The 12,658-nt window shown below is 63.3% G+C and carries 8 protein-coding genes; 2 read left to right on the top strand and 6 right to left on the bottom strand.

The features are described 5' to 3' along the window. Nucleotides 1–100 precede the first annotated feature (100 nt). The 4 genes from T370_RS0118985 to T370_RS0118970 all read right to left on the bottom strand — a co-directional run bounded on the left by T370_RS0118985 (nucleotide 101) and on the right by T370_RS0118970 (nucleotide 4,822). On the bottom strand, nucleotides 101–1,177 hold the full coding sequence (locus T370_RS0118985; protein WP_005030033.1) for an ABC transporter substrate-binding protein: 1,077 nt from the start codon (nucleotides 1,175–1,177) through the stop codon (nucleotides 101–103). Between the two features lie 177 nt (nucleotides 1,178–1,354). After that, entirely contained in the window at nucleotides 1,355–2,455 is a 1,101-nt protein-coding gene (locus T370_RS0118980) for a DmpA family aminopeptidase (RefSeq protein WP_029436674.1), read from the bottom strand. Beyond that, nucleotides 2,452–3,099 carry a GntR family transcriptional regulator gene (locus T370_RS0118975; protein WP_005030029.1) on the bottom strand — a complete coding sequence of 216 codons (648 nt, stop codon included), beginning with the start codon at nucleotides 3,097–3,099 and terminating at the stop codon, nucleotides 2,452–2,454. Before T370_RS0118975 ends, T370_RS0118980 begins: the two co-directional genes overlap by 4 nt. Before the next feature lie 367 nt (nucleotides 3,100–3,466). Beyond that, nucleotides 3,467–4,822 (bottom strand): 5'-deoxyadenosine deaminase, encoded by a 1,356-nt coding sequence (locus tag T370_RS0118970; protein ID WP_029436673.1) that lies wholly within the window; start codon nucleotides 4,820–4,822, stop codon nucleotides 3,467–3,469. Between the two features lie 451 nt (nucleotides 4,823–5,273). Here T370_RS0118970 and T370_RS0118965 point away from each other — a divergent pair, with 451 nt between their 5' ends. Beyond that, the gene (locus T370_RS0118965) at nucleotides 5,274–6,890 is read left to right on the top strand and encodes an amidohydrolase (RefSeq protein ID WP_029436672.1); all 1,617 of its coding nucleotides are present in this window, start codon (nucleotides 5,274–5,276) and stop codon (nucleotides 6,888–6,890) included. A gap of 283 nt (nucleotides 6,891–7,173) precedes the next feature. Here T370_RS0118965 and T370_RS0118955 read toward each other — a convergent pair whose 3' ends face one another. Beyond that, nucleotides 7,174–8,358, bottom strand: coding sequence for an MFS transporter (locus T370_RS0118955; protein ID WP_005030023.1), 1,185 nt, complete (start codon nucleotides 8,356–8,358; stop codon nucleotides 7,174–7,176). A gap of 360 nt (nucleotides 8,359–8,718) precedes the next feature. Continuing rightward, nucleotides 8,719–10,278: a BCCT family transporter gene (locus tag T370_RS0118950; RefSeq protein WP_005030022.1), complete on the bottom strand. Its 1,560-nt coding sequence runs from the start codon at nucleotides 10,276–10,278 to the stop codon at nucleotides 8,719–8,721. 417 nt (nucleotides 10,279–10,695) lie between these two features. Here T370_RS0118950 and T370_RS0118945 point away from each other — a divergent pair, with 417 nt between their 5' ends. After that, nucleotides 10,696–12,582, top strand: a complete 1,887-nt coding sequence (locus tag T370_RS0118945) for an alkaline phosphatase family protein (RefSeq protein ID WP_029436671.1) — start codon at nucleotides 10,696–10,698, stop codon at nucleotides 12,580–12,582. The last annotated feature ends 76 nt before the right edge of the window (nucleotides 12,583–12,658 follow it).

Below are 12,658 nucleotides of genomic sequence, written 5' to 3'. Positions count from 1 at the left end.
AAACGTCTTGGAAAGGAGAGGGGGTTCGGGGGAGGGGAGAGGGAACCTTTCTCCAGAAAGGTTCCCTCTCCCCTCCCCAATATTTCTCTATACTACCCAATTACTTCTGCTGCTCCTTCAAGAGCTTCAGGTACTTGTCGGTCGCATACTTGCCGTCGGCAACCTTGGCGGCTTCATCGGCGGTGATGCGGCCCACGCCCGAGAAGAAGGCGGCGATGTCGGACTGGTGGAGCTGCGCCTGGCTCGGGCCCTTGGAGTCGTCGAAGATGGCGAGCTGTTCGTCGATGTTGCTGAGAGGATGCGTCTCAAGGTCGAGCAGGGCCTGATTGTAGTTGTATTCCTTGCCCACGAATTCCAGATAGAACTTCTGGTATTCCTCGACGAACTGCTTGGGCGGCGTATTCTTCATGAGATCCACGGCGCGCATGTACACGCTGAGGAACTTCGCGGCCACGTCCGGATGGGCTTCGGCATACTTGGTGTCGGCGATGAGCACGATGGGGTTGGACTTCTTGCAGTGCACGATGTCGCCCGCGAAGACCACGCCGCCCTTTTCCTGGACGATGAAGGTGTGCGGGGCCCAGATGGCGATGCCGTCGCCGATGTTGTTTTCAAACGCGCCCACGACCTGCGACTGGTCCATGTTCTTGATGACGACGTCGCTGTCCTTGAGGCCGAGGACGTTGAGCCACGTGCTGAGGGCATAGTGCGACGAGGTCAGCGTGGTGGCGAGGAAGGTCTTGCCGCGCACGGTCTCGGGGCTGCCGTACACTTCGGGGTAGTCCTTGTTCCAGCCCTTGACCTTGGCGATGGGGCTGTCGGCGCGGACGACGACGGAGGTGCAGAGCGCGGCCTCGTTGTTGGCCTGCGCGATGATGGAGGTGCCGTAGCGCAGGTTGCCGAGCATGGCGGGCAGGGCGCCCACGGCGGCGAAACGCCATTCCCCGGCGGGCAGGGCGTTGAGGATGTCCGGGCCGGAGTTGAACAGCTTCATCTCGATGTCGAGCCCGGCTTCCTTGTCCCAGCCCTTTTCCTTGGCGTACCACATCAGGAAGGTTTCGTGCTCGTCCAGCCACGCGGTGGGGACTTTGACGAGATCAGCCGAGAAGGCGCTGCCTACGGTCAGGTTCAGCACGCAAAGGGCCGCGGCCATGATGCCTAAAAAGCGCTTCCACATAAGGAACTCCTTGTTCATGGGGGACGCTTCCCATTCGCGGGGCGTCCTTTTTTCGGCAAGAGGGTTGTCTCACGATGAAAACCTGACTCTTCAAACACTTCAAAACATTCGCCCATTCCTTTTCAGGGGAACAAGGGGGCCGCCGCGCCCGTTGCGGGGGATGCGGCGCGGCGGCCTCTAGAGGGATTCGTAACGCCGCATGATCCCGCGCACCTCGTCGAGCGGCAGCGCGTACATGCGCCGCCCGAGGATGCCGTCCGTGTCCGTCGCCGCGCACAGGGCGTTGACGATGGCCTCGTGCGTGGCTTCGACCGTGGCTCTGAAGAGGGGGTCCATGCACCCGTGCGACAGGGTGCGCACGGTATGCTCCCGGGGGCCGCCCCCGGCGTTGCTGCCAAGCCGGTTGGCGGTGGAAAAGGCGATGAAAATGTCTCCCGATCCGTCGAAGGCGAGGCCCCCGGTGCGTCCGAGGCCGAGCCCGGCGCGGCGGGCCAGCCGCTTGCACTGGTCCGGGGTGAGCGGGGCGTCCGTGGCGACGACGATGATGATCGAGCCGTCCTCTTTGGGCGTGGGCTGGAGCGCCTGTTCCTTGCCGGGGATGCGCGAGGTGGGGATATGCCTGCCCACGGGCACGCCGTTGATGAGCAGATCCTCGCGCTTGCCGTAGTTGCCCTGGATGAGCACGCCCACGGTGTAGCCGCCGAGCTCCTCGGGGAGCACGCGGGAACTGGTCCCGATGCCGCCCTTGAATTCATGGAGGATCATGCCGGTGCCGCCGCCGACGCAGCCTTCCTCCACCGGGCCGGACGCCGCCGAATCGAGCGCGGCGCACAAATGCTCGGGCCGCACGTGCATCCCGTTGATGTCGGAAAGCCAGCCGTCCCACGTCTCGCCCACGACCGGAAGCATCCAGTACGAGGAGCCGTCGGTCTTCCGGAGGCGGGCGTAATAGGCGATCATGGCGTCGCGCACGATGCCGAGGCTGTGCGTGTTGGTCAGGGCTATGGGCGTGGTGAGCAGGCCCGATTCCTCGATCCAGTGGCAGCCGGAAAGCTCGCCGTTCCCGTTCAGGCTGAACACACCGGCATACATGGCGTTTTCCACGATATCCCCGGCGGGGAGGACAACGGTGACGCCCGTACGGGCGATGCCTTCGACGGGGCCGGCCCCGTCCTTGATGACGGTGGAATGCCCCACGCGCACGCCCTTGACGTCGGTGACGGCGTTGTATTCCCCGCAGGGGAATCCGTCGATGCGCGCGATGTCTCTGATTCTCATGACTCGGTTCCTTGCTGCCAGTTGAAAGACCAATGGACCTGCGTGACGTAGCGGGAAAGCTCTTCGGCGGTTCCGGATTCGAACAGCTCGATGATCCGGCCGTGCTCGGCGTGGTTGACCGCGCAGAACGCCTTGCCCCAGTCCCTCAGGGAGAACTGGAACAGCCGGAGCCGGTTGATGCGCAGGAGCTTCTTGAGGAGGGAGCTGGTTTCCAGCTCAAGGTACGTCTCATGGAAGGCCAGATTGATGCGGTTGTACTCGTCGTTGGAAATGTCCTGGGTGCCGGGGTACATCCGGGCGTTGAGATCCTTCAGGCGGGCAACGTGCTCCGGCGTTACGCGGGGGAACACGTTGCGGATGACCTGCCCGTCAAGCACGCCGCACACCTCGTAAATCTCGCGCTTCTCCTCTTCGGAGAGGGCATTCACCATGACCCCGCGCTGCGGATAGAGGGTAACGAAGCCTTCCGCCTGAAGTTCCAACAGGGCGTCGCGCAGCGGCGTCTTGCTGATATTGAGGGTCTCGGCCAGCTTGTTGAGGCTGATGGTCTCGCCGGGGGCGATGGCCCCCTGCTGGAGATCCGAGAGGATCCGCTCGTAAACAGCCGTCCTCAAAAGGCCGGGATTCGTATTCAGTGTGATCATGCTGGTGTTCCTTACTGTTGAGATACTAGTATACTAATATATTACTCGGCACAAGGCTTGCGTTCCTTTTTTCCCAAAATATTTTTGGATTTCCCATCCATCTCTGTTTTTTGATGAAAAAACAGCTTCCTTGTCCACGGCCTTCCCCGGAAAACGCGAAAACCCCGCGAGAGGCGGGGCTTTCGGCTGGATCGGCTGGATTTCCTTGGGCGGTTTCCTGTCGGATCTTTCGGAAAAGGAGCCGGCGATATCCCAACGTCAAAACCTTCATGCCGGGCCAGGGGGCGCCCCTTGCGGAGTGCAGAGGCGGAGCCTCTGCCGGGGTATGGGGCACCCGTCCGAACGGACGGCAAAACGGGCCTCCCCGCTAGTGCGCGAACAGCGGCGCGACGTCCGAGCTGCGGAGTATCCGGGCGCAGGCGCTTTCCGCGTCGCGCAGGCATTCCCCGAGGTCGAGGGTCGCATACTTCCCGTCCCGGTACAGGAAAACGCCGTCGACCATGGTCGCCTCCACGTTCTCGTGCGTGGCCTGATAGACCACCTGCGCCACCGGGTCGCGCCCGATGCGGGGAGCCATGTTCAGCCTGTCCGGGTTGATGACGGCAAGGTCGGCCTTCTTGCCGGGTTCGAGGGAGCCGAGCTCATCCTCCTGCCCCAGAGCCCGCGCACCGCCGAGGGTGGCCATTTCCAGCGCCTGAAGCGGTGACAGGGCCGTGGGGCGGTTGGTGCGCACCTTCTGGAGGATGCCCGCCTGCCGCAGCTCCACGAGCGCGTCCATATGGTTGTGGGCCCCGTCGAGCCCGAGCGCCACACGGCACCCGGCGGCAAGCATCTCGTCGATGCGGGCGATGCCGGACGCAAGTTTCATATTGGAGGACGGGCAGTGCACGGCATGGGTGCCCGTGTCCGCGAGGATGCGGATCTCGTCGTCGTCGATCCAGATGCAGTGGGCGAGGATCACGTCCTCCCCGGTGTAGCCGATGGAGTGCAGGTAGCGGAGGTTGCGCATGTGGACGAGGCTTTCCACATAGGCGCACTCGCCCTTGTTCTCGGAGGCGTGGGTGTGCAGGCGCACGCCGTTGGCCCTCGCCATGTCCCGGGTGCGCGTGAGGAGCGTTTCCGTGCACGAGGGCACGAAGCGCGGCGCGAAGGCGTAACGGAGCCTGCCCCCCGCGCTCATGTGCCAGCGGTTCATGAGCCGTTCGCTTTCGCGGAGGCAGGTTTCGGTATCCTCCATGAGCGCGGCGGGAACGTCCGTGCCGCCCAGATCGAGCATGCACTTGCCGAACAGCCCGCGCATCCCCACGTCGCGCATGGTTTCGAAAATGGCGTCCTGACAATGGGCCGTGCCCATGTCGATGAAGGCCGTGACCCCGCTGCGCAGCCCTTCGGCGGCGGCGAGGCGGGCGGCCGCCGCGTTGGTTTCGGGCGTGTGCGCGCCTTCGAGGGGCCAGATGCGGCGCTGGAGCCAGTCCATGAGTTCCATTTCGTCGGCCAGCCCCCGGAACAGCGACTGCGTGACGTGCATATGGCTCTGGATGAGGCCCGGGATGACGATGCGCCCGGAAAGGTCGACCCGTTCCGCGCCGGCGTTTTCCGGGCGTCCGGCCAGCCCCGGCCCCATGTCCGCGATGACGCCGTTTTCGATGAGTATGTCCGTGTCCAGGACGTCCCGCGCGGGGTTCATGGTGATGACGGTTGCGTTGGCGAGCAGTGTGCGCATGTGTTTTCTCCTGTCGTGGATCGTGGCGTCACGTTGTGGTTGGCTGGTCTGATGAGTGGTGGTGGGGGATGCCCGGAGGCAGGAACTCAAGGCTCCCTCCCCGGATCCGCCGTACGGCGCCCCTCCCGCAAAAATTCCGGCTGGCGGGGAGTGCGGAAGGGGGCGGGGAGGACGCTTCCGGGGGGCCCTTACTCCGCATACTATGCCGTATCGTGTGATAACGGAATGTGCGTTCCGTTGCCATGCGGGGCCGGGCCCGCCCGTTTCCCGTGTTGGCATTCTGAGGCCGCCGCGCCCTTTTTCAGCTTGCGGCCCATCGCCTCCGCCGTGTACCGTGTGGTTATTCTTTCAGGATCGCTTGCGGCAAGCTCTCCGGAGCCGCAAGCCCGGGGGTTCGGCGTTGTGTTGGCTTTTTGAACGGCTCTCACGTGTTATCCTCAAGGAGTTCCTTATGCGGTGCATTGAAAAGACGCTGTACACGAATGGGCGGATCGTCACGATGGACGCCGCCGGGACCGTCGCCGAGGCGGTGCTTGTGGCCGGGAACGTCATCGAGGCCGTGGGCTCGAAGGACGGGCTGGCGGCGCTGGCCGGGCCCGGCTGCCGGACCGTCGACCTCAAGGGCGCGTCCCTCTACCCCGGCTTCATCGACACGCACAGCCACGCTTCGCTGTACGCCATGTGGAAAACGCACTGCCGCTGTCCGGGCATCGCGCACCTCGAGGACGTGTACCCCCTGATCCGCAAGCAGGCCGAACGGGTGCGGGACGGCGACGGGATCGTGGTCTACAATTTCGACGATACCGACATCCCGGAGCGGCGCGGCCCGACCAAGCGGGAGCTCGACGCGGTGATGCCCGACCGGCCCGTGCTGGTCTTCCACATTTCGGGGCATACCTGCTACGCCAACTCGAAGGCGCTGGAGCGCATCGGCGTCAACCCGGACGCGCCTTTCGACGACGTGAACGTGTTCCTCGGCAAGGACGGCCTGCCCAACGGGTACATCGCGGAAGAGATGGCCTTCAAGGCCATGGGCGAACTCATGCCCGCGCTGGAGCAGGAACGCCACAAGGCCCTCGTCCGCGAGTGCGTGGCGGAGTACAACGCACAGGGCTTCACCTCCGCGCACGACTCGGCGGTGGGCATCGGCAACCTGAGCGCCGAAACCGTGTACCGCACCTATAACCAGCTGTACGAATCCGGCGAGCTGAACATGCGCGTCTATCTGGCGACGATGGAGCAGCCTTTCCGCAGGCTGGAGCCCACGGGCCTCCTCGACGGGCCGGGCAACCGCTTCGTGCAGTACTCGGCGGTCAAGACGCTTGCGGACGGCTCCATCCAGGCCGGGACCGCCGCCATCCCCGAAGGGTATTTCTTCGACCCCTCGCTCAGGCCGGGCATCATCGGCACGCAGGACTACTGGGACGAGATGGTCTACCACTGGCATTCGCGGGGCCGCCAGCTTTCCATCCACTGCAACGGCGTCGGGGCCATCGAAACCATCATCACGGCGGTGGAACGGGCGCAGGCCCGCTGCCCCCGCAAGGACGCCCGGCATCTGATCATCCATTGCCAGATGGCGACCGACGAACACGTCCGGCGCATGAAGGAGGCGGGCATCCTGCCCTCGTTCTACGGGCTGCACGTCTGGAACTGGGGCGACCGGCACCGGGACATCTTCCTCGGCCCGGATCGGGCGGCGCGCCTTGATCCCGCCGGAAGCGCGGTGCGGGAGGGGCTGCCTTTCTCGCTCCACGCCGACACGCCGGTGCTGCCGCAGATGACCATGCTCTCCATCCATACCGCCGTGAACCGCGAAACCAAGGGCGGCGCGGTGCTCGGCCCGGATCAGCGCATCTCCACGCTGGAGGCCGTGCGCGCCTACACCTCCTACGCGGCGCTGTTCAGCCACAGCGAGGCGTGGCGGGGCACCATCGAGCCCGGCAAGGTCGCGGACTTCGTGATCCCCTCGGAAGACATTCTGGAAGCCCCGGCCGGGCGGCTCAAGGGCATCGCCTTCGCCGCGGCCATCGTGGACAACAGGGTCGTGCACGGGCAGCTTCCTTAAAGCGGAAAACGGGGAAAATAGGGAAAGGGGGAAAGCTTTCTGAGGAAAGGCATTTCCCTCCCTTCCCCAAACCTGCCGGATCGGAGCCCATCCTACCCATTTTCAAAGATTTTTGACTTTATCGAATCCCTGTTCGCAGTATTCCCCGATTTCTTTTGAATCGGGGCGGCACATCGGAAAACGGACGCCCCCGCCAATGCGGAGGGCGTCCGTTTTTTGCGAGGGGGAAAGGGTGCTGTGCGGCCCCGCCCTTTTCATGGGGGCCGCGCGGGGGACGGGATTCTCAGCGCAGCCTGTTTTTCTCGTATTGCGGGCCGATGACCTTCATATACAGCACGGCGGAGAAGAACAGCATGATCAGGCCGAGGATGAACGCGTCGTCGAAGCTGGATATTTCCGCGATGAGCCCGCCGAGGAGCACGGCCGCGCCGATGCCAACGTCCCACGCGATGAGGTAGGTGGCGTTGGCCGTGCCGCGCCGGGTGGGTTCGGCAAGGTTGATGAACAGGGTCTGGTAGGAGGGCGACATCATCCCGAAGCCGAGCCCGAAGGCCACGGCTGAGCCGAAGAACACGGTTTCCGTGGGCACGAAGAGGAAGAGCAGGGAGGCCAGCAGGATGGTGCCCTTGCCGCCGAGGATGAGGCGGCCGATGTAGCCCTTGTCGATCATGCCGCCCGCGAAAAGGCGGCTGAGGATGAGCCCGAGGGACATGAGCAGGAAGAAGTAGCCGGGGTTCGCCATGACGTGGCGCTCCCGGGCGAAGACGGACAGGTAGTTGACGAGCAGCCCGTACACGAAGGCCATGAGCACCAGCCCGATGAAGGCATAGGTGCCTTTTTTCAGGAAAAAGCGATCCAGCGAGATTTTTTCGCCGCGGCTGGCGGTCACGCGCTGCTTTTTGACCAGCAGGCCGAGCAGGATGCCGCCCGCCGCGCAGCCCATCGCGGTGATGAACACGGCGTCGTATGATCCGGCCTCAAGGACGAGCATACCGATCATGGGGCCGAGGGCCATAGCGAGCGATCCCATCATCCCGTACAGGCCGATGCCCGTGCCGAGCTTGGCGATGGGGATGACGTCGACGGCGAGGGTGGCGGCGGAGGTGGAAAGCGCGCCGAAGCTCATGCCGTGCAGTGCCCGGACGATGCCCACGAGCGCCAGCGCGTTGAACAGCAGGTATCCCTCAAACTGGGCGGCGAACAGGATACCGCAGACGAGGAACAGTATCTTGCGCGGGAACTGGTCCGCCAGAAAGCCGGAAAGGGGGCGCATGACCAGCGCGCCGATCATGTACGCGGAGAGGATGATGCCCACGACGGATTTGGAGGCGTGCAGGCCGTCGAGCAAGTAGATCGGCAGGACGGGCACCATCATGAAGCTGGCGATGAAGAACAGCAGGTTCGCGGAACAAACGGCAATAAAGCTCGGCGTGAACAACGCCTCTTTGGGACAAAGGCGACGGCGCATCAGGGCTCCTTTGTGTTGTCCGCGAAAGGCGGAAAGCCCTCCCGGACTCTCCGGCCTGGCAACGCGCCAGCCGTGAAGGGATCTGCGGCCCGCCCGGAGGCGGCCTGCGATGACGTTACGTGTTTTGAAACGGAGCCGCAAGGCCGCAAAAAGGCGGGCGCAACCCGCCATAATCCGGCGTAAAGCCTAGTTCGGCGTCTATAAAGGACATTCTCCGGGAAGGCGTTGGATGGCGATTTTTCGAGGTGTGTGGAACATGGCGTTCAGCCCCGGCAAAGCGGTGTTCTGGAGGGCGAAACCCCTCCCCCATGCCCGGCAGCATGGGGGAGGGGCCCGCTGGAGCTGGCTCTGAGCCGGGCGTCAGTCCTTGGCCCGGTAGGTATGCAGCAGGTCCTTGCCGTCCTCGCGGATGATCTTCAACCAGCAGGCCGTGAGGAGGAGGGAGGGGAGCGCCATGAGCGCGCCGGAGAAGTTGCCGAAAATCTTCGCCACCTCAAGGCCGCCCATTGCCAGCAGCCCGAGCGCCAGCAGGCCCTGCGCCACGGCCCAGAACGTGCAGTGGTAGCGGTGGGGGTCCGCGTCCACGGGCATCCTTCGGGTTGCGGTGGCGGCGACCACGTAGCAGCCGGAATTGACCGTGGTGGCGAGGAAAATCGTGGAGAAGGCGCAGTAGATCAGCATGACGACCTTGCTGAACGGCAGCGTGTCGATGACGGCCATCATGGCGGCGGGCGCGCCCTGCGTCTTGAGGATGGATACGGCGTCGATGATGCCGTGGTATTGCGCCCACAGGGTATAGGAGCCGAACACGCCGTGGATCATGAAGCCGCCCGCCACCGTGCCGAACATCCCCCAGCCGATGACCTCGCGGACGGTGCGCCCCCGTGAGATGCGGGCGATGAACAGGCCCATGAACGGCCCGTACCCCGCCCAGAACAGGGCGTAGAAGATGGTCCAGTCGCGTGGGAAGGAGCCTTCGGAGAACGGGTTTGTCCAGAAGGTCATGCTCCAGAAGTTGCCGAGCATCTTGCCCACGGCGTTGGTGAAGATGTCGAACAGCGAGGACGTGGGGCCGACCAGCGCGCCGTAGGCCACCATGGCGAGCGCGATGACCACGTTGATGTCGCTGAGCCGCTTGATGCCCTTTTTGAGGCCGAGGTACACGGTGACGCCGGCCAGCAGGGCGCTCACGAACAGGATCGCTATCTCAAGCCCGAACGAGGGCGTGATGCCGAACACCCGCGCCAGCGCGGCCTCCACCGTAGGCAGGGAGATGCACATGGTCACGGCGGTACAGAACAGCAGGCCGAGGATGAAGAACACGTCCACGCAGCGCCCGAGGAGGCCGTCCTTCTGTTTGCCGATGATCATGTCGGCGGCGGAGCTGATGCGCAGGAAGGGCTTGCGGCGGATGTGGAACATGTAGGCGATGGGCAGGGCGGTGATGAAATAGGTGCACCACGCGTTCGGCCCCCAGTGCAGCAGCAGGTAGGCGAGGGCCCAGTCATAGGCCTGCGTGCTCATGGGCGCTGCGTATTGCGGTGGCTGCACGATGTCCCACAGGGGCTCGATGATCGACCAGAACATGACCGCCCCGGCCACCCCGGAACAGAAGATCATGGCTATCCATGAAGACAGGGAGAATTCCGGCTTCTCGTCCGGGTCCCCGAACTTGATGTCGCCGTACCGGCTGCATGCGAAATAGACGCACAGGATGATCAGCCCCACCGTGATCCACAGGTAGAGCGTGCCGAAGTTCGCCGCGAACGGCTGGTAGATGGCGGAAACCACTTCTTCAGCGGCCTTGGGGTACAGGACGGCTGGAATGCTGATCAGGATGATGACCAATACGGAAGGGATGAAGATCCCCCACTCGGGACGCAGATCGATACCGTTGCCTTTCTCTGTCGCTTGGTTCATGCGCTCTCCTCAGCCCGGTCTGACTCGGGGCCGTAGTTTTGCCCGAGAGCGTTGCCAAGATTGTGCCAAAATGAACATTTTCTTTCAATACACTGAATTAGCATGAAAGATGCCTTTATATAGTCCGCATACGACATTTTTGTCGCTATTTGCGACAAACAATGTTTATCTTTGCCTATGCTGTTATTTAAGTATGTTATCAGCGAGATCGAAAGCTCTATGACAAGGTTGTCGCCTTCCTCGCCCCGATTTGGGGCCCGCGCACCATAGCGTATTGTCCAAAAAGTGGCAAAGCGGCCTCAACGCGGCTTTCCGGGACCCAAAAGGACGTCTGGCACGCATCTTGATACAGCCTTGTCAACGATACGCCGGGCCGTCTGGGGCCCTGAACCTTTGACCGCAACGAAGGAGTCCGTGATGGCTGACAAAGCGAAGCGCGCCGCACTTATTGGGTATGACTGCCTCATCCCGAAACGTCTGGAAGCCATGCTGGCGCAGGGCGGGCTGGAACATTTCCGCGCCTTCATGAACGAAGGCAGCTTCATCCCCGAAGGCTACAACCTGCCCACCGTCACCCCGCCGTCCTGGGCGACCATCTGCACGGGCGCCTATCCCCGCACGCACGGCGTGGAGGACTATTACTACTACCATGAAGGCCGCAGCCTCGATTACAAGGAAACCACGCAGGCGTTCGGCTCCGACATCGTGACCGCCGAAACCATCTGGGACGCGTGGGACAAGAACGGCAAGAAGTGCATCGTGGTCAACTACCCCATGTCGTGGCCTTCCCGCATGAAGAACGGCGTCATGATCATGGGTCAGGGCCTCTCGCCCGCCGAAACCCGCTGGCCCCTGCACGGCAACGAACACAAGGAATTCCTCGCTTCCGAAAGCGTGATCTCCACGGAATTCTACCCGATGGGCGTTCAGGGGACCTTCGACGACGCCAAGGGCTGGAAGAACCTGCCCGAGTGCGATGAACCGCTCGAAATGGTCGTGAACATGGCCTTCAAGGAATGCGTCGAGCCGGTCGAAGGCCAGACGTGGTATTGCCTCGCCTGGGAAAGCGGCGACGACGGCTATGACCGCATCGCCCTGTGCCCCGAAAAGGACTACTCGAAGGCGTTCTTCACCATCAGGCTCGGCGAATGGAGTGGGCCGGTCCAGCATGACTTCACCATCAAGGCCGACGGGCGCACCGAAAAGGGCGTGTTCCGCTGCAAGCTGATGCAGCTCTCCGACGACGCCGAGGAATTCAAGCTGTACATCTCCGGCATCGCGGGCCGAATCGGTTTCATCGCACCTCCCGAAGCAGCCGATCAGATTGACTTTTCCAAGCACATCACCGCGAACGACATCGGGCTGGTGGCCTTCCTGCACGGCATCATCGACACCGATACCGTGTGCGAGCTGGTGGAGTTCCACAGCGCATGGCTCTGGAACACCGTCGAGTCCCTGCTCAAGGCCAACCCGGACTGGGATCTGTTCTACATGCACTCGCACCCCATCGACTGGTTCTATCACGGCTGGCTGAGCGAGCTGGACAGCAAGGACCCTGAAATCCGCGCCCGCGCCGAAAAGATGGAGCGTCACATTTACGAAGTGGAAGACCGCCTGCTTGGGCGCCTCATGGACATCATGGGCGACGACACCCTGATGTGCGTGTGTTCCGACCACGGCGCGACCCCGATGGGCCCGATCCTGAACACCGCCCACGCCCTCAAGGAAGCGGGCCTGTGTTCCTACGAGCCCAAGAAGTCCGAGAACTACTGGGACATCTACGAAGAGACCGAAGGCTTCAACTACGTGCTCGACGTGAGCAAATCCCTTGCGGTCCCGCAGCGTTACATGTTCGTGTACGTGAATCTCAAGGGCAAGTATCCCGGCGGCATCGTCGAGCCCGAGGATTACGAGAAGGTGCGCGGCCGGATCATCGATGCCCTGCTCGACTACAAGCATCCCGAGACCGGCGAGCGGCCCGTGCTCCTCGCGGTACGCAAGGAAGACGCGCATGTCTTCGGCATGGGCGGCGCGCAGGCGGGCGACGTGGTGTACGTCCTCAAGCCCGAGTACATGGCGGAACACGGCTACGGCCTGCCCACCGGCGAATCCGGCTGCGGCAGCCTCAAGAACCTCCTCATGTTCCGCGGCCCGAACATCAGGAAGGGCTACCGTTACACCCGCCCGCGCTGGCTGGCGGACATCGTGCCCACCCTCTGCTACATGACCGGCGGCCCGGTGCCCGAGGACGCCGAAGGCGCGCCCATTTACCAGATCATGGAAGACCCCAATATGGTGAAGTAGGCTGAGTAGATGAAGAAACCGGGGGAGGGGAGAAGGGACCCTTTGGAAAGGGTCTCCTTCTCCCCTCCCCCGGACC

It is taken from the genome of Bilophila wadsworthia ATCC 49260 (assembly GCF_000701705.1).
GTDB lineage: Bacteria > Desulfobacterota > Desulfovibrionia > Desulfovibrionales > Desulfovibrionaceae > Bilophila > Bilophila wadsworthia.
The sequence above is the reverse complement of the archived record's forward strand: the minus strand, read 5'-3'. Positions and strand labels throughout refer to the sequence as shown.

Coding starts and splice junctions, on each gene's coding strand:
- T370_RS0118985 (WP_005030033.1), bottom strand. CDS start 1,177: ATGTGGAAGCGCTTTTTAGGCATCATGGCCGCGGCCCTTTGCGTGCTG.
- T370_RS0118980 (WP_029436674.1), bottom strand. CDS start 2,455: ATGAGAATCAGAGACATCGCGCGCATCGACGGATTCCCCTGCGGGGAA.
- T370_RS0118975 (WP_005030029.1), bottom strand. CDS start 3,099: ATGATCACACTGAATACGAATCCCGGCCTTTTGAGGACGGCTGTTTAC.
- T370_RS0118970 (WP_029436673.1), bottom strand. CDS start 4,822: ATGCGCACACTGCTCGCCAACGCAACCGTCATCACCATGAACCCCGCG.
- T370_RS0118965 (WP_029436672.1), top strand. CDS start 5,274: ATGCGGTGCATTGAAAAGACGCTGTACACGAATGGGCGGATCGTCACG.
- T370_RS0118955 (WP_005030023.1), bottom strand. CDS start 8,358: ATGCGCCGTCGCCTTTGTCCCAAAGAGGCGTTGTTCACGCCGAGCTTT.
- T370_RS0118950 (WP_005030022.1), bottom strand. CDS start 10,278: ATGAACCAAGCGACAGAGAAAGGCAACGGTATCGATCTGCGTCCCGAG.
- T370_RS0118945 (WP_029436671.1), top strand. CDS start 10,696: ATGGCTGACAAAGCGAAGCGCGCCGCACTTATTGGGTATGACTGCCTC.